This window comes from Serratia sp. CMO1, assembly GCF_015689115.1.
Lineage (GTDB): Bacteria > Pseudomonadota > Gammaproteobacteria > Enterobacterales > Enterobacteriaceae > Serratia > Serratia marcescens.
Genome location: NZ_CP065032.1, coordinates 565,723 through 582,829 on the forward strand (window position 1 = coordinate 565,723; position 17,107 = coordinate 582,829).

Here is a 17,107-nt window from a genome sequence, read left to right on the forward strand (position 1 = left end):
AACACATAAATAACAAGATGACACTGCGTTAGTCAGGGCTTTTCAGGCTGTATTCATCGCGATTTTCATTAATAGGTTAATGAAATAATTCACCGCTTTTCCCGCTGAATTTACAGCGCTTTTCAATGCTTGCCTGGGCGAGGCCCTCGCCGCTCTGCGCGTGCTACAACCGGCGCGACCGTCGCCGTCCCTCGTTCTTAAGAACGATAGCCAGGCTTTTCCACCGCTTCCTACACTGCGAATTGAAGATAGCGCCAGGCGGCGCCAAACGTATAAGACGAAAAAATGATGACCTTTCTCGGGCTGAGGCGTCGGGTTGTTCAGTCCACATGACCATACGGGGAACGAACGATGCAGAAAAAAACGCTGGCGGTGGCGTTGAGCGGCGCCTTATCGGGCCTGGCTCAGGGGGCGGATGCCGATCGCCCCAATGTGCTGATCATTCTGGTGGACGACATGGGCTACTCCGACATCAGCCCGTTCGGCGGCGAGATACCGACCCCCAACCTGCAGGCGCTGGCCGAGCGGGGCGTGCGCATGAGCCAGTACTACACCTCGCCGATGTCGGCGCCGGCGCGTTCGATGTTGATGACCGGCAACACCAACCAGCAGGCCGGCATGGGCGGCATGTGGTGGTATGAGAGCACCGCCGCGCAGCCGGGCTATGAAATGCGGCTGACCGACCGCGTGACCACATTGCCGGAGCGCTTTCGCGACGCGGGTTACGCCACCATGATGGCGGGCAAATGGCACCTGGGCTATGTCGACGGCGCCAAACCGACCGATCGCGGCTTTGAGCGCGCCTTCGCCTTTATGGGCGGCGGCACCAGCCATTTCGACGACGCGAAACCGCTGGGTACCGTGGAGGCGTTCCACACGTTTTACACCCTGAACGGCAAACGTGTGTCGTTGCCCAAAGATTTCTATTCCAGCAAGGCCTATGCCGATCAGCTGGAACAGTGGATCCGTGATACTCCGCAGAATAAGCCCGTCTTCGCCTATCTGGCGTTTACCGCGCCGCACGATCCGCTGCAGGCGCCGGATGACTGGATCGCCAAATTCGACGGCAAATACGACGCCGGCTATCAGCAGGCCTATCAGCAGCGCATTCAGCGCCTGAAAGCGCTGGGATTGATTTCCGATCGCACGCCGATGCCGGCGTTGGCGCTGGATAAGGCCTGGAACGCGCTGACGCCGGAACAGCAAAAATATGAAGCTAAGACCATGCAGGTATACGCGGCGATGATCGCTTACATGGACGATCAGGTCGGCGCGGTGCTGAATACCCTGAAGCAGACCGGCCGCGACCAAAATACGGTGATCGTGTTCGCCACCGACAACGGCGCCAACCCCGCCAGCGGCTTCTACTACGGCTCGAAGCCGGAGTATTGGCGGCAGTTCGACAACAGCTACGCCAACCTCGGCCGCAAGGGATCGTTCATCTCCTACGGGCCGCACTGGGCCAACGTCAGCAATGCGCCGTATGCCAACTACCACAAAACCACCAGCGCACAGGGCGGCATCAATACCGATTTCATCATCTCCGCGCCACAGCTGAAAGGGCGCGGCGGCATCGACCGCACGCCGATGGCGGTGTATGACATCGCCCCGACGCTGTACGACTATGCCGGCATCGATGCCAACAAACCGCTGAAGGCCAAACCGACGCTGCCGATGGTCGGCGTCAGCTTCAAGCGCTATTTCAGCGGCGAGGCCAACGGCGTGCCGCGCGCGACCTACGGCGTGGAGCTGCATAACCAGGCCGCCTATGTAGACGGCATCTGGAAGCTGCGGCGGTTGGTGAAGGCCGGGCCGACGGCGCAGATGGCGCCGTGGGGGCTGTTCAACCTGCATGACGATCCGCTGGAAACGCGCGATCTGGCCGCCGCTAACCCGGAACGGGTCAAACGGCTGAGCGAAGCGTATCGCCGCTTTGCGCAGCAGAGCATGGTCATTGAAGCCAAAGGCGCAGCGATCGACTATCTCGGCGTTGACGCCAGCACCGGTGGCTACATCGGCCTGGATCCGCAGACCCACAAACCGTTGCCGCAGGCGGCGCCATGAATCTGGCCCAGCTGCGCGCGCAGCAGATCCCGGTGGAGAGCGAACCGCGCGCGGCGGCGCCTTTTCATTTGCTGGTGAAGCCGATCGGCGCCGGCTGCAACCTGGGTTGCCGCTACTGTTACTACCCGCAGCGCCAGCAAGAGCGGACGCGCAAGATAGACGACGACCTGCTGGCGGAGTTTATCCGCGGCTACATCGCCGCCCAACCGCGTTACAGCCGCGAGATCAACTTCGTCTGGCAGGGCGGTGAGCCGCTGCTGGCGGGGATCGGTTTTTACAAGCGGGCGCTGGCGTTGCAGCGCCGCTATGCGCCGCCGGGCGTGCGGATCAGCAACAGCCTGCAGACCAATGGCACACTGCTGAACGACGCCTGGTGCCGGCTGTTCCGGCAGCATCACTTTATCCTCGGCGTCAGCCTGGACGGCGATCGCGAGGTGCAGGACGCCCACCGGCCGGACAAGCGAGGCGGCGCCAGCTATGACGCCGCGCTGCGCGGCATTGCGTTGTTGCAGCGTCATCAGATCGACTTCAACCTGCTGATGGTGGTGCACGACGGCGTCGCGGATCGCGCCGAGGCGATCTACGATCATGCGGTGGCGATCGGGGCGCGTTATTTGCAGTTCCAGCCGCTGATGCTGGAAGGGGATGCGCCCACCGCCGGTTACGGACTGAGCGCCGCCAACTGGGGGCGCTTCATGCTGGCGGTATACCGCCGCTGGCGCAGCCGCGGGCACGTCGGCCAGGTGTTTGTGATGAATATTGAGCAGGTCTACGCGCAGTATTTCACTCACGTCAGCCCCAGCTGCGTGCACGCCGAACGCTGCGGCGGCAATCTGGTGATGGAGCCGGACGGTCGCCTCTACGCCTGCGATCACCTGATCAATGCGCAGCACCTGCTCGGCCATGCCGATCGCCACACGCCGCTCGCCACCCTGGCGGCAAGGGCGGCGGAGATGCCGTTCGGTAAAAACAAAAGCCTGCGCCGCGAGTGCCAACGCTGCAGCGTGAAAAGCGTCTGCCAGGGCGGTTGCCCGGCGCATGTGGGCGAAGATCGCTACAACCGGCTGTGCGCCGGCTATTACGCCTTCTTTTCCGCGCTGCTGGCGCCGCTGCGCGCCTACCCGCGCAGCCCGCAGGGGGCAATGCAGTGGCGCGCCGCCGTGAGCGCGGCCGCAGGTTGAAAGCGTCTCGTCCTTAAGGACGATAGTCAGCATTTTCCTTTCCTCTCTATAGTGAGATGACCGCCGCTGGCGGTGAAAAACCTGCAAGCACCTGCATGCATCAGGCCAAAACTATAAGAGGAAATAACCATGAACCTGTCGTCGCGGTTGCACGCCCACCTGGCTCGAGGCAAGGTCGGCTTTCCCACCACCCTGGCCAGTTCGGTCGGGGTGATCATGGCCAGCCCGGTGATCCTGACGGTCACCAGCGGCTTCGGCATCGGCGGCGACACCTTCGCGCTGGCGATGCTGATCGCCTTCATCATGATGCAGGCGCAGCTCACCACTTTCTCCGAAGCGGCGGCGCTGTTGCCGACCTCCGGTTCGGTTTACGACTACATCTCCTGCGGCATGGGGCGCTTTTTCGCCATCACCGGCGCGCTGTCGGCCTACCTGATCGTGCACATCTTCGCCGGCACCGCCGAGACCATTCTCTCCGGCATCATGGCGCTGGTGAACTTCGAGCATCTCAACACCCTGATGGAAAGCCACAACGCCTCCTGGATGGTCGGCGTCGGGCTGGTCGTCGTGTTCGGCCTGCTCAACGCGTTCGGCATCGAGGCCTTCGGCAAGGCGGAGATCGTGCTGACCTTCGCCATGTGGAGCACGCTGGTGATTTTCGGCATCGTCGGGCTGCTGTCGCCGCATGCGGTGCCGCTCGAGGGCTGGTTCGGCAGCACGCTCGATCTGAACGATCCCTTCGCGGTATTCAGCCTGATCGGCATGGCGATGTTCATGTTCGTCGGCTGTGAGCTGGTGACGCCGATGGCGCCGGAGATCAAACGCTGCGATCGGGTGATCCCGCGGGCGATGGCGCTCGGGCTGTGCGGCGTGGCGGTGTGCATGGCGCTGTACGGCGCGGCGCTCAGCCACCAGGTGGAAAACGTGGTGATCGACGCCGCCAGCGGCACGCGCCTGCTGGAAACGCCGATGGCCATCCCGGCCTTCGCCGGCCAGGTGATGGGCCAGTTCGGCAAATACTGGCTGGGCGTCGGCCTGCTGCTGGCGGGCGCGGCGACCATCAACACGCTGATGGCGGCGGTGCCGCGCATTCTGTACGGCATGGCGCTGGACGGCGCGTTGCCGCGCATGTTCGCCTATCTGCACCCGCGCTTTAAGACGCCGGTGGTCGGCATTCTGGTGGCGGTCCTGATCCCCTGCGTACACGCCTTCGCCATTCAGGGCAACCTCGACAAGATCATTCCGCTGGTGCTGGCGGCGGTGTGCGCCTGGGGCGTGGCCTACCTGCTGGTGACCTGCTCGGTGGTGCTGCTGCGCCTGCGCCGCCCCGATCTGCCGCGCGCCTATAAATCGCCGTGGTTCCCGCTGCCGCAGATCGTCTCCAGCGTCGGCATCGTGCTGGCCATCGTCTACATCACGCCGCCGGGGATGAATCCGCGCGACGTCTACATTCCCTTCGGCTGGATGATCGGCCTGACCGCCGCCTATGCGCTGTTCTGGACGCTGTGCGTGCAGAAAGTGAATCCGTTCAAGCCGGTGCCGGTCGAACAGGTGCTGGAGAACGCGTTCGCCAAGGGTGAAAACGAGGAGGCGCAGTTTGATCGGCTTACTTCCCTCACTTAATCGCGCCTGGCGGCGAGCGCCGTCGGGCTATCGGCCGGGCGCCGCGCTGGATCGTCTGGCGCGCAACCTGGAACCCTACGCGTGCGAACGCCTGGCGCCGGGCCTGCTGCGGCTGACGCTGCCGCAGGGGACGCAGATCGAGGTCAGCGAACAGGTGCAGGGGCTGTTTATGGCGCATATCGTCAGCCACCGTTTTCGGCTGCAGGGCGCATGCGCAGCGCAGCTTCCGCTGACGCTGGACGTGGTGGCCGGCGGTTGGCTGCGGCGGCGCGGGGTGCGCTATCTGCTGCGTCAGCGCCATACGGCCGCGCAGCGGTTGCTGGCCGGCCTGCAGCGCTACCCGCAGATCGGCGAGACGCTGGCGCAGCTGGATTTTCGCCGCGTGCGGCTGACGGTGAACGACGGGCGCTGGCAGGTGGATATCGAGCATTTCGCCGCCTCGGAGGTGGTCAGCCGCGTGCCGGCCGGCCGCCGCTATCTGCGGCTGGATACCGAACAGCGGCGGCTGCTGTTGAGCAGTCTGCTGATGATCGGCCAACTAATGGAGAAGCTGAATCATGAATAGAGTGGTTGTGATTACCGGCGGCGGCACCGGCGTCGGCGCCGCCTGCGCCCGTCTGCTGGCGGCGCAGGGCGATCGGGTGTTCATCATCGGCCGCCGTCCGGAACCGCTGACGGCGCTGGCGCAAGAGATCGGCGCGCAGGCGCTGGTGGGCGACGCCGCCAGCGGCGAGAGCTGGGCCCACACGCTGCTGCCGGCCATTCTGCGCGACGCCGGGCGCATCGACTGCCTGATCGGCAGCGCCGGCGGCATGGGCTTCAAGCGCATTACCGAGATGACCGACGCGCAGTGGCAAGGGGCGATGGACAGCAACCTCAACAGCGCTTTCGCCAGTGCGCGCGCCTGCCTGCCGGAGCTGATCAAGAGCGGCGGCAACCTGCTGTTCGTGGCCTCGATCGCCTCGCTGGCCGCCGGGCCGGAGGTTTGCGGCTACGTTACCGCCAAGCACGCGCTGATCGGGCTGATGCGTTCCATCGCCCGCGACTATGGCCCGCTGGGCGTGCGCGCCAACGCGGTGTGCCCGGGCTGGGTGACCACGCCGATGGCGGACGAAGAGATGCAACTGCTGATGGACGCCCATCAGATTTCGCTGGAGCAGGCCTACCAAATGGTCTGTCGCGATGTACCGCTGCGCCGGCCGGCCAGCGCCGAGGAGATCGCCCGCGTCTGCCGTTTCCTCTGTTCCAGCGAAGCTTCCATCATTACCGGCGCGGCGCTGGTGGCCGACGGCGGCTCCACCATTGTCGATGTGCCGACCCTGGCTTTCACTTCCCTGTAAGGAGCATTTCCATGAGTTCAGAAGCGGTATTCATTCAGGTTGGCGCGCTGGCGGAAGGTTTTGCGCCGCACAGCAACACGCTGGAACGGCAGCACGGCCTGGCGGGCGCCACGTTGACGCTGCGCTTTAGCGACGGCGCGACGCAGCGCTGTCGGTTTACCGATGAGCAGACGCTGGAGTGGGGGGAACGGCGCGGTATCGCCTATCGCGCCACCAGCATTCGCCCCGGCGTGTTGTTCATCGATTTTCTCGATCCCGCCCGCGCCAACGCCAGCATTACGCTGGTGTACGACCGCAATCAGGGCAACTTCAGCGCGGTGTACGGCCAACTGCCGGACGAAGCGCAGGCGCGGCTCGACGCCTTCAGCCGGGTTGAGCAGGGGCTGCCGCTGACCGCAGTCGAGGCCGAATTCCGCTTCGGCACGCTGGATGACGCCGACGCGGCACCGCCGGGCTTTACCGATGAGCTGATCGGCATGCGCAACATGTACACCTACAGCCCGACCGAGCGCTACGAGCACATCTACCTGAACGACAACTTCTACGCCTGGCAGTGTCTGGACGGGGTGGAGAAAGGACTGGCGGACGTGGATCGCTGCCACTACGTGAAGGTGGCGGAGCAGCTTTATCTGTTTGTCTGGCGCGAGAAGATCATTCCGACGCTGGGCGTGGTGATGATCGATCTGCAGGGCATGCGCACCGACGGCAAGATCCTCGGTTATCAGGGCAGCGATTTCAGCGCGCTGAGCAACTTTGCGGTCGGCGCCCACGCGCAGGTGCTGAACACCACGCGCCACCCGCGAGGATAGGCCGATGAGCGCAACCTATGCGGCCGATGCTTTTGCGGGGCAGGTGGTGCTGGTGACCGGCGGCGCGCAGGGCATTGGGCTGGCGATCGTCAGCGCCTTTGCCCGGCTGGGCGCCAAGGTGACGATCGCGGACGTGCAGTTGCCGCAGGCGCAGGCGGCGGCGCAAACGCTGCGGGACGAAGGGGGGAGCGTGCAGGCGCTGGCCTGCGATCTGGCCGAGCCGGGGCAGATAGCCGAGTTGGTGGCGGCGGTGGGCGAGCGGCATCAACGGCTGGATGTGGTGATCCACAACGCCGCCTATTTTCCGCTGACGCCGTTCGCTGCCATCGACGCGGCCCTGCTGCAACGCACGCTGAGCGTCAATCTGATGGCGCCGTTCTTTCTGGCGCAGGCGGCGCTGCCGTGGATGCGCCGTGCCGGCGGCGGCAGCCTGCTGGTGACCTCGTCGGTGACCGGCCCGCGGGTGGCGTATCCGGGGCTGGCGCACTACGCCGCCTCCAAGGCCGGGGTGAACGGGTTTATTCGCGCGGCGGCGCTGGAGCTGGCGGCGGAGAATATTCGCGTCAACGGCGTGGAGCCGGGGATGATCCGCACGCCGGCGATGGCCAACCTGGGCGATGCGCAGGTGAATCAGGCGATCGCCGCTGCGGTGCCGCTCGGGCGGCTGGGGGAACCGGAAGACATCGCCGCGGCGATGGTGTTTCTCGCCTCGCCGGCGGCGGCCTACATCACCGGCCAGACGCTGGTGGTGGACGGCGGTGCGCTGTTGCCGGAAACGAATTCTCTGCTTACTTGACGCTGCAGCGTTGTTGGCTGCAACGCCAATTAATTTGAGAATTCCGGTTGGTTAAATCACTGCTTGGCGGGATGCGCGGTGACGTTGGCGGGCAGGCTGTCGCCCAGGGTGATCAGCTCGTCCAGCAACGTCATCAGTTGGTCCATTTTCTGCCGCGAGAAAGCGGCTTCAATCTCGGCGTAGCCCTGTTCCACCTGGTGGCGCGCCACTTCATACAGATCCTGGCCCTGTTGGGTCAGCGACACGTACAGCTTGCGCTGATCGTTAACCGGCTTGAGGCGGAAGATCAGCTTATCACGCTCCATGCGCGACAGAATGCCGGTCAGGCTGGGACGCAGGATGCAGGTTTCCGCCGCCAGTTCGTGGAATTCGATCGAACGGCTGTTGGCCAGCACGCGGATGATGCGCCACTGCTGTTCGGTCAGGTTGTGGCTTTTCAGGATCGGGCGGAAGAACCCCATGGCGGTTTCACGCGCCTGCAGCAGGGCGATGGTTAACGATTCATGCATAAGTTTGGCCTTAGCTATCAAGGTGTTCGCTGTTACGGCGCTCGTCATGGGGGCGCCTGCCCCGCAAAGCCCGATTTTGTTAATAACTTAATAGTAGCCAAAGTTACCCGTAGGGATAAAGCAAAAATGCGCGGCGCAGCGAAAAATGGCGAGAAAAATGATTAATGCGTTGAATAATCACGCCAATGTTCGTTGTTTGTGAATATTTTGTTATCACGATCACAAATCATTCCAAGCGCGTTGCGTAAAAGCTGCACAGCGTATAAAAGTAATCATTAATATGTTAATGAATGCCGGTTGTCATGTTTTGCCATTGGAGGAGTTCGCATGAAAGGCACCGTATTTTCCGTTGCGCTGAACCACCGCAGCCAACTGGACGCCTGGGATCAGGCGTTTCACCAGCCGCCGTATCAAACCCCGCCCAAAACCCCGGTGTGGTTTATCAAACCGCGCAACACCCACCTCGCCAACGGCGGGGCGATCCCGTTTCCGGCCGGTGAAACCGTGCAGAGCGGCGGCACGCTGGCGGTGATCATCGGCGATACCGCGCGCAAGGTGCCGGCGGTGCAGGTGGGTCGTTATCTGGCCGGGTATGCGTTGGCCAACGACGTCAGCCTGCCGGAAAGCAGCTTCTACCGCCCGGCGATCAAGGCCAAATGCCGCGACGGGTTCTGCCCGCTGGGAGAGATCGGCCAGCTGGAGAATGCCGATCGGCTGGAGATCGTCACCGAGATCAACGGCGTGGAGCAGGATCGCTGGTCCACCGCCGATCTGGTGCGCTCGGTGCCGGAGCTGATCGCCGCCATCAGCGATTTCATCACCCTGCAGCCGGGCGATGCGGTGCTGATCGGCACCCCGCACCAGCGGGTGGCGATCAAACCGGGGGATGAGGTGACGGTGCGCGCCGCCGGCCTGCCCACTCTGAGCAACCGCGTCACCCAGGCAGGAGCCGCATCATGAAACATGCCCGTATTCGCCATCATGGCCAGATCGTCAACGTTCCGGTGGACGACCAGCTGCGCGTCACGTTGCCGAACGGCGAGGTGCTGCAGGAGCGCGAAGTGGAATGGCTGCCGCCGGCGCAGGGCACGGTGTTCGCCCTGGGGCTGAACTATGCCGACCACGCCAGCGAGCTGGAATTCAAGGCGCCGGAAGAGCCGCTGGTGTTCCTCAAGGCGCCGAACACTCTGACCGGCCATCGTCAGGTATCGGTGCGTCCGGCCGACGTGGAGTACATGCATTACGAAGCCGAGCTGGTGGCGGTGATCGGCAAGACCGCACGCAACGTCAGCCGCGAGCGCGCCATGGAGTATGTGGCGGGTTACACACTGTGCAACGACTACGCCATCCGCGACTACCTGGAAAACTACTACCGGCCGAATCTGCGGGTGAAGAGCCGCGATACCCTGACGCCGATCGGGCCGTATATCGTCGATCGCGACGACGTCGCCGATCCGCACCGGCTGGCGCTCAGCACCTACGTCAACGGCGAGCTGCGCCAGCGCGGCAGCACCGCCGACATGATTTTCGACATTCCGTTCCTGATCGCCTACCTGAGCGAATTCATGACGCTTCAGCCGGGCGACATGATCGCCACCGGCACGCCGAAAGGGCTGGCCGACGTGCGGCCGGGCGACGAAGTGGTGGTGGAGATCGAAGGCATCGGCCGTTTGGTTAACCACATTATCAGTGAAAAAGATTACGAGGAGAGCCTGCGATGAAAACCATCAACCACTGGATCAACGGCAAGAACGTCGCCAGCAAAGAGTATTTCACCACCACCAACCCGGCGAACGGCGAGGTGCTGGCGGAGGTGGCCTCCGGCGGCCAGCTGGAGATCGACCAGGCGGTGGCGGCCGCGAAAGAGGCGTTCCCCAAGTGGGCGAATACGCCGATGAAAGAGCGCGCGCGCCTGATGCGCCGTCTGGGTGAACTGATCGACCAGAACGTGCCGCAGATCGCCGAAATGGAAACTGCCGACACCGGCCTGCCGATCCATCAGACCAAAAACGTGCTGATCCCGCGCGCCTCGCACAACTTCGAATTCTTCGCCGAGGTGTGCCAGCAGATGAACGGCAAGACCTACCCGGTGGACGACAAGATGCTCAACTACACGCTGGTGCAGCCGGTGGGGGTCTGCGCGCTGGTGTCGCCGTGGAACGTGCCGTTCATGACCGCCACCTGGAAAACTGCGCCTTGCCTGGCGCTGGGCAACACGGCGGTGCTGAAAATGTCCGAACTGTCGCCGCTGAGCGCCGATCGCCTGGGCGAGCTGGCGCTGGAAGCCGGCATTCCGGCCGGGGTGCTGAACGTGGTGCAGGGCTACGGCGCCACCGCCGGCGACGCATTGGTGCGCCATAAAGACGTGCGCGCGGTCTCCTTCACCGGCGGCACCGCCACCGGCCGCCGCATCATCGAAAGCGCCGGGCTGAAGAAATTCTCCATGGAGCTCGGCGGCAAGTCGCCGGTGCTGATCTTTGAAGACGCCGACATCGAGCGGGCGCTCGACGCCGCGCTGTTCACCATCTTCTCGATCAACGGCGAACGCTGCACCGCCGGTTCGCGCATCTTTATTCAGGAGAGCATCTACCCGGAATTCGTCAAACGCTTCGCCGAGCGCGCCAACCGTCTGCGCGTCGGCGATCCGCAAGATCCCAACACCCAGGTGGGGGCGCTGATCAGCCCTCAGCACTGGGAAAAAGTTTCCGGCTATATCCGCCTCGGGGTGGAGGAAGGGGCGACCCTGTTGGCCGGCGGCCCGGATAAACCGGCCGGCTTGAGCCACGGCAACTTCCTGCGCCCGACGGTGCTGGCGGATGTCGACAACCGGATGCGCGTGGCGCAGGAGGAGATCTTCGGGCCGGTGGCCTGCCTGCTGCCGTTCAAATCAGAAGAAGACGGCCTGCGCATGGCCAACGACGTGGAGTACGGCCTGGCGTCGTACATCTGGACGCAGGATGTGAGCAAGGTTCTGCGCCTGGCCCGCGGCATCGAAGCGGGCATGGTTTTCGTCAACACCCAAAACGTACGCGATCTGCGCCAACCGTTCGGCGGCGTGAAAGCCTCCGGCACCGGCCGCGAAGGCGGCGAATACAGCTTCGAAGTGTTCGCCGAAATGAAGAACGTGTGCATTTCCATGGGTGACCACCCGATCCCGAAATGGGGCGTCTGAGCCTCAGGCCACAATAATAACGAAAGAGATGAGAACAATGACGACAAAACTGACCACTAATGCTGTCCCTGCTCCCGACGTCGTGCGCTGTGCCTACATGGAGATTCAGGTCACGAACCTTAAAGCCGCACGCGAATTTTACGTCGATATCCTCGGCCTGGTCGTAACCGCCGAAGATGACAAAACCCTCTACCTGCGTTCGATGGAGGAGTTCATTCACCATAACCTGGTGCTGCGCGAAGGCCCGGTCGCCGCCGTGGCGGCGTTTGCTTTCCGCGTGCGCACGCCGGAAGACGTCGATCGCGCCGAAGCGTATTTCAAGGCGCTTGGCTGCCGCACCGAGCGGCGGGTGAACGGGTTCGCCAAAGGCATCGGCGATGCGGTGCGGGTAGAAGATCCGCTCGGTTTCCCGTATGAGTTTTTCTACGATGTGCAGCACGTCGAGCGTCTGGCCTGGCGTTACGATCTGTATACGCCGGGCGCGCTGGTGCGCCTCGACCACTTTAACCAAATCACCCCTGATGTGCCGCGCGCCGTGGAATATATCCAGGGGCTGGGTTTCCGCGTGACGGAAGACATCCGCGATGAAGACGGCGTGGTTTACGCCGCCTGGATGCGCCGCAAGGCGACGGTGCACGATACCGCGATGACCGGCGGCGCCGGGCCGCGCATGCACCACATCGCCTTCGCCACCCATGAAAAACACAACATTTTGGCCATCTGCGACAAGCTCGGCGCGCTGCGCAAATCCGATTTGATCGAACGCGGCCCTGGCCGTCACGGCGTCTCCAACGCGTTCTATCTCTACCTGCGCGATCCTGATGGCCACCGTGTGGAAATCTACACGCAGGATTACTACACCGGCGATCCGGACAACCCGACCGTGACCTGGGACGTGCATGACAACCAGCGCCGCGACTGGTGGGGTAATCCGGTGGTGCCGAGCTGGTACACCGAAGGATCGCTGGTGTTGGATCTCGATGGGCAGCCGCAGCCGGTCATCGAACGCAGCGCGCCCAGCGAAATGGCCGTCACCATCGGCGCAGACGGTTTTTCCTATACCCGCGAGGGCGATACGGAAAAAGGTTTCAAACTTGGCAATACGCTGTAAATGCTGCTGCGCGGGCCTCGCCCGCGCCTATGCGCCGTGTGGAGAACGCTATGCCCCATTTTTACGCTGAATGTACCGACAACATCCGCCGCGAGGCGGATTTGCCCACCCTGTTCGCCAAGGTCAACGAGGCGCTGGCGGCGACCGGCATCTTCCCGCTGGCCGGCGTGCGCAGCCGCGCCATCTGGCTCGATACCTGGCAAATGGCCGACGGCAAGCAGGATTACGCCTTCGTGCACATGACGCTGAAGATCGGCCACGGCCGCAGTCTGGAAAGCCGTCAGCAGGTGGGCGAGATGCTGTTTACGCTGATCAAGGAACACTTCGCCGCGCTGATGGCGCAGCGTTACCTGGCGCTCTCTTTCACCATGGAAGAGCTGGATCCGGTGCTGAATTACAAACAGAACAATGTCCACGCGCTGTTCAATAAGGCGTGAATAAGGGGTCGTAAATGCTGGATAAAGAGCAGGTTAACCGCGCCGTGCAGCGTCTGCATCAGGCGGAAAAGAGCCGTGAGCAGATCCGCGCGCTGTCGCTCGATCATCCCGAGATCACCATTGAAGACGCCTATGCCATTCAGCGGCAGTGGGTAGAACTGAAGATCGCCGAGGGGCGCACGCTCAAAGGCCACAAGATCGGCCTGACCTCGCGCGCCATGCAGGTGAGCTCGCAGATCACCGAGCCGGATTACGGCGCGCTGCTGGACGACATGTTCTTCAACGACGGCAGCGACATTCCGATCGATCGCTTCATCGTGCCGCGGGTGGAAGTGGAGCTGGCGTTCGTGCTGGCCAAGCCGCTGCGCGGGCCGAACTGCACGCTGTTCGACGTCTACAACGCCACCGACTACGTCATTCCGGCGCTGGAGATCATCGACGCGCGCAGCCACAACGTCGATCCCGAGACGCAGCGGCCGCGCAAGGTGTTCGACACCATCTCCGACAACGCCGCCAACGCCGGGGTGGTGATGGGCGGGCGGCCGATCAAGCCGGATGCGCTGGATCTGCGCTGGATCTCTGCGCTGCTGTACCGCAACGGCGTGATTGAAGAGTCCGGCGTGGCGGCGGCGGTGCTCAACCACCCGGCCAACGGCGTGGCCTGGCTGGCCAACAAGCTGGCGCCGTATGAGGTGGAGCTGGAAGCGGGGCAGGTGATCCTCGGCGGTTCCTTCACCCGGCCGGTGCCGGCGCGGCGCGGCGATACTTTCCACGTCGATTACGGCCCGATGGGCTGCATCAGCTGCCGCTTCGTCTAATAAGCAGGCTCGGCGAACCGAGCCGCAATAACCGGGCGGGGGCCACGCGCCGCGCCCGCTTGTCAGGGAGAATGCGATGTTAACCAACCACTTCAAGCGAGCGCTGCAGGAAAAACGCCCGCAGATCGGGCTGTGGCTCGGGTTGTGCAGCAGCTACAGCGCCGAGCTGCTGGCCGGCGCCGGTTTCGACTGGCTGCTGATCGACGGCGAACATGCGCCCAACAACGTGCAGACGGTGCTGGGGCAGCTGCAGGCGGTCGCCCCTTACCCCAGCCAGCCGGTGGTGCGGCCGCCGTGGAACGACGCGGTGATCATCAAGCAACTGCTGGACGTCGGCGCGCAAACCTTATTGATCCCGATGATTCAGAACGCCGAACAGGCGCGCGACGCGGTGCGCGCCACGCGCTATCCGCCGCACGGCGTGCGCGGCGTCGGCAGCGCCCTGGCGCGCGCTTCGCGCTGGAACCGGGTGCCCGATTACCTGCAGCAGGCCGACGAGCAGATGTGCGTGCTGGTGCAGATTGAAACCCGCGAGGCGGTGAAAAACCTCGACGCCATTCTGCAGGTGGAAGGGGTGGACGGCGTGTTCATCGGCCCGGCGGATCTCAGCGCCGACATGGGCTTCGCCGGCAATCCGCAGCACCCGGAGGTGCAGCGCACCATCGATGACGCCATCGCGCGCATCCGCGCCGCCGGCAAGGCGCCGGGCATTTTGATGGCCAACAAGGCGCTGGCGCAGCGCTATCTGGAAGCCGGCGCGCTGTTCGTCGCGGTAGGGGTGGATACCACCCTGCTGGCGCGGGCGGCGGAAGCCCTGGCGGACGAGTTCAAACAGGGCGGGGCGCAAGCACCTTCATCGGGAGTCTACTGAACCATGAACCACGTCGATTCGCTGCCGCCGGCCAACCCGGCGCAGCAACATAAAGCGTTAACCGCCGCCGAGCAATCGGTGATTAAAAAGTTGTTTCGGCGCCTGATCATTTTCCTGTTCGTGTTGTTTGTTTTCTCTTTCCTCGACCGCATCAACATCGGCTTCGCCGGGCTGACGATGGGCAAAGATCTCGGCCTCAGCTCGACCATGTTCGGGCTGGCGGCGACGTTGTTCTATGTCACCTACGTGATCTTCGGCATTCCCAGCAACATGATGCTGAGCAGGGTCGGCGCGCGGCGCTGGATCGCCACCATCATGGTGCTGTGGGGCGTCGCCTCCACCTGCACCATGTTCGCCACCGGACCCACCAGCCTGTACGTGCTGCGCATGATCGTCGGCATCACCGAGGCCGGCTTTCTGCCGGGCATTCTGGTGTACCTCACCTACTGGTTCCCGGCGTTCTACCGCGCCCGCGCCAACGCCTTGTTCATGATCGCCATGCCGGTGACCATGGCGATCGGCTCGCTGGTCTCCGGCTATATTCTGGCGCTGGACGGGGTGATGAACCTGAAGGGCTGGCAGTGGCTGTTCCTGCTGGAAGGCATTCCGTCGGTGCTGCTGGGCGTGGTGGTGTGGTTCTACCTCGACGACACGCCGGCTAAGGCCAAGTGGCTGACCGACGAGGAAAAAGCCAGCCTGAAGGCGATGATGGAGGCCGACAAGCTGCAGCTGGTGCAGCCCAACGGGCCGAGCAGCCACCGCGCGCTGCAGCAGCGCAGCCTGTGGCGCGAGATTTTCACGCCGATTGTGTTGATGTATACGCTGGCCTATTTCTGCCTGACCAACACCCTGAGCGCGATCAATATCTGGACGCCGCAGATCCTGCAGAGCTTCAACCAGGGCAGCAGCAACGTGACGATCGGCATTCTGGCGGCGATCCCGCAGATCTGCACCATCGCCGGCATGGTGTGGTGGAGCAAACGATCCGACCGGCTGCAGGAGCGCAAGCATCACACTGCGCTGCCGTACCTGTTCGCCGCCGCCGGCTGGCTGCTGGCGTCCGCCACCGATCACAGCCTGATCCAACTGCTGGGGATCGTGATGGCGTCGGTCGGTTCCTTTACCGCCATGGCGATCTTCTGGACCACGCCGGATCAGTCGATCAGCCTGGAAGCGCGAGCGGTGGGGATCGCCGTGATCAACGCCACCGGCAACATCGGATCGGCGCTCAGCCCACTGCTGATCGGCTGGTTCAAGGATCTGACCGGCAGCTTCAACTCCGGGCTGTATTTCGTCTCGGTGCTGTTGATCGTCGGCGCCGTGCTGGTGTGGCGCATCCCGATGAAGGATTCGCGCCCGAGAGCGACGCCTTGATACGCAGACAGGCAGGATTGCAGGAGGTCATGAGGTGCGGAAAAGTACCGGTTTTATCGCCAACATCGATATTTGCAAAGAGTATGACGCGCGCTACGCCGCCGACGAGGTGCACTACGAAACCTTCGCCGGGCTGGCGGCATTCTTTGGCCGCGACATGCAGGTGCACTGGCACGACTGCTTCTTCCAGGTGCATTTTCTGGAGACCGGCAAGATAGAGCTGCAGCTCGACGATCAGCACTATTCGGTGCAGGCGCCGCTGTTCATCCTCACGCCGCCGTCGGTGCCGCATGCGTTCTTCACCGAACCGGACAGCGACGGCCACGTGCTGACGGTGCGTCAGGAGTTGATTTGGCCGCTGCTGGAGCGCCTGTACCCCGGCAGCAACCTGGCGCTCGACATGCCGGGCATCTGCCTGTCGCTGGCCGACGCGCCGCAGGAGCTGACGGCGCTCAGCCACTATTGGGCGCTGATCCGCCGCGAGTTCGCGCAGAACCTGGCCGGGCGTGAACAGACGCTGGCGCTGCTGGCGCAGGCGGTGTTCACGTTGCTGTTGCGCAATACCGCGCTGGAAGACAGCGCCAACAGCGGCGTGCGTGGCGAACTGCAGCTGTTCCAGCGCTTCAACAAGATGGTGGACGAGCGTTTTCGCGAGCACCTGCCGGTGCCGGAGTATGCGCAGGCGTTGGGGGTGACCGAATCGCGGCTCAACGATCTGTGTCGGCGCTTCGCCAACCGGCCGCCCAAGCGGCTGATCTTCGATCGATTGCTGCGCGAGGCCAAGCGCATGCTGCTGTTCAGCGCCTGCACGGTGCATGAAACCGCCTACAGCCTCGGCTTCAAGGATCCTGCCTATTTCGCCCGGTTTTTCAATCGGCTGGAAGGCTGTTCCCCCTCGACCTACCGCGCGGCGCAACACGCCCTTTCGTAACCGCGATCACAGTTTGCCGCGAAAGCGGCAAACTGACCTGAAAAGTACCGGCGATTGCCGCAAAAGTCTCT

Annotated in this window: 17 protein-coding genes; 16 read left to right on the top strand and 1 reads right to left on the bottom strand. The window is 63.5% G+C overall.

All coding sequences use genetic code 11. From position 1 onward, the window contains the following. Nucleotides 1-351 precede the first annotated feature (351 nt). From IT763_RS02605 to IT763_RS02635, 7 genes are all read left to right on the top strand, one after another. Nucleotides 352-2,064: an arylsulfatase gene (locus IT763_RS02605; RefSeq protein WP_206195152.1), complete on the top strand. Its 1,713-nt coding sequence runs from the start codon at nt 352-354 to the stop codon at nt 2,062-2,064. Continuing rightward, complete coding sequence (locus IT763_RS02610; RefSeq protein ID WP_206195153.1) at nt 2,061-3,245, top strand: anaerobic sulfatase maturase; 1,185 nt, start codon at nt 2,061-2,063, stop codon at nt 3,243-3,245. Before IT763_RS02605 ends, IT763_RS02610 begins: the two co-directional genes overlap by 4 nt. A gap of 129 nt (nt 3,246-3,374) precedes the next feature. Beyond that, a complete protein-coding gene (locus IT763_RS02615; RefSeq protein WP_164052244.1) occupies nt 3,375-4,868 on the top strand; it encodes an APC family permease in 1,494 nt (497 codons plus the stop codon). Beyond that, nucleotides 4,843-5,433, top strand: coding sequence for a DUF3156 family protein (locus IT763_RS02620; RefSeq protein WP_164052246.1), 591 nt, complete (start codon nt 4,843-4,845; stop codon nt 5,431-5,433). Before IT763_RS02615 ends, IT763_RS02620 begins: the two co-directional genes overlap by 26 nt. Continuing rightward, on the top strand, nt 5,426-6,208 hold the full coding sequence (locus tag IT763_RS02625; RefSeq protein ID WP_025305180.1) for an SDR family NAD(P)-dependent oxidoreductase: 783 nt from the start codon (nt 5,426-5,428) through the stop codon (nt 6,206-6,208). Before IT763_RS02620 ends, IT763_RS02625 begins: the two co-directional genes overlap by 8 nt. Before the next feature lie 11 nt (nt 6,209-6,219). Then, nucleotides 6,220-7,017 (top strand): MoaF C-terminal domain-containing protein, encoded by a 798-nt coding sequence (locus IT763_RS02630; protein ID WP_143779188.1) that lies wholly within the window; start codon nt 6,220-6,222, stop codon nt 7,015-7,017. Nucleotides 7,018-7,021: 4 nt separating this feature from the next. After that, entirely contained in the window at nt 7,022-7,813 is a 792-nt protein-coding gene (locus IT763_RS02635) for an SDR family oxidoreductase (RefSeq protein ID WP_164052248.1), read from the top strand. Nucleotides 7,814-7,869: 56 nt separating this feature from the next. Here IT763_RS02635 and hpaR read toward each other — a convergent pair whose 3' ends face one another. Next, a complete protein-coding gene (gene hpaR, locus IT763_RS02640; protein WP_004933183.1) occupies nt 7,870-8,322 on the bottom strand; it encodes a homoprotocatechuate degradation operon regulator HpaR in 453 nt (150 codons plus the stop codon). Nucleotides 8,323-8,649: 327 nt separating this feature from the next. Here hpaR and IT763_RS02645 point away from each other — a divergent pair, with 327 nt between their 5' ends. The 9 genes from IT763_RS02645 to hpaA all read left to right on the top strand — a co-directional run bounded on the left by IT763_RS02645 (nt 8,650) and on the right by hpaA (nt 17,036). Continuing rightward, nucleotides 8,650-9,282 carry a fumarylacetoacetate hydrolase family protein gene (locus IT763_RS02645; RefSeq protein WP_151254770.1) on the top strand — a complete coding sequence of 211 codons (633 nt, stop codon included), beginning with the start codon at nt 8,650-8,652 and terminating at the stop codon, nt 9,280-9,282. Further along, nucleotides 9,279-10,043, top strand: a complete 765-nt coding sequence (locus IT763_RS02650) for a fumarylacetoacetate hydrolase family protein (protein ID WP_151254771.1) — start codon at nt 9,279-9,281, stop codon at nt 10,041-10,043. The genes IT763_RS02645 and IT763_RS02650 overlap by 4 nt, the downstream gene beginning before the upstream one ends. Beyond that, the gene (gene hpaE, locus IT763_RS02655; protein ID WP_033631722.1) at nt 10,040-11,494 is read left to right on the top strand and encodes a 5-carboxymethyl-2-hydroxymuconate semialdehyde dehydrogenase; all 1,455 of its coding nucleotides are present in this window, start codon (nt 10,040-10,042) and stop codon (nt 11,492-11,494) included. Before IT763_RS02650 ends, hpaE begins: the two co-directional genes overlap by 4 nt. A gap of 37 nt (nt 11,495-11,531) precedes the next feature. After that, nucleotides 11,532-12,605: a 3,4-dihydroxyphenylacetate 2,3-dioxygenase gene (hpaD, locus tag IT763_RS02660; RefSeq protein ID WP_004933173.1), complete on the top strand. Its 1,074-nt coding sequence runs from the start codon at nt 11,532-11,534 to the stop codon at nt 12,603-12,605. Nucleotides 12,606-12,655: 50 nt separating this feature from the next. Further along, nucleotides 12,656-13,042 carry a 5-carboxymethyl-2-hydroxymuconate Delta-isomerase gene (locus IT763_RS02665; protein ID WP_033638797.1) on the top strand — a complete coding sequence of 129 codons (387 nt, stop codon included), beginning with the start codon at nt 12,656-12,658 and terminating at the stop codon, nt 13,040-13,042. Between the two features lie 14 nt (nt 13,043-13,056). Further along, nucleotides 13,057-13,860: a 2-oxo-hept-4-ene-1,7-dioate hydratase gene (gene hpaH / locus IT763_RS02670; protein ID WP_004933170.1), complete on the top strand. Its 804-nt coding sequence runs from the start codon at nt 13,057-13,059 to the stop codon at nt 13,858-13,860. 76 nt (nt 13,861-13,936) lie between these two features. Next, nucleotides 13,937-14,731: a 4-hydroxy-2-oxoheptanedioate aldolase gene (hpaI, locus tag IT763_RS02675; protein ID WP_033631724.1), complete on the top strand. Its 795-nt coding sequence runs from the start codon at nt 13,937-13,939 to the stop codon at nt 14,729-14,731. Nucleotides 14,732-14,734: 3 nt separating this feature from the next. After that, nucleotides 14,735-16,105: a 4-hydroxyphenylacetate permease gene (gene hpaX / locus IT763_RS02680; RefSeq protein ID WP_197758574.1), complete on the top strand. Its 1,371-nt coding sequence runs from the start codon at nt 14,735-14,737 to the stop codon at nt 16,103-16,105. A gap of 34 nt (nt 16,106-16,139) precedes the next feature. Then, nucleotides 16,140-17,036 (top strand): 4-hydroxyphenylacetate catabolism regulatory protein HpaA, encoded by an 897-nt coding sequence (hpaA, locus tag IT763_RS02685; RefSeq protein WP_004933161.1) that lies wholly within the window; start codon nt 16,140-16,142, stop codon nt 17,034-17,036. The last annotated feature ends 71 nt before the right edge of the window (nt 17,037-17,107 follow it).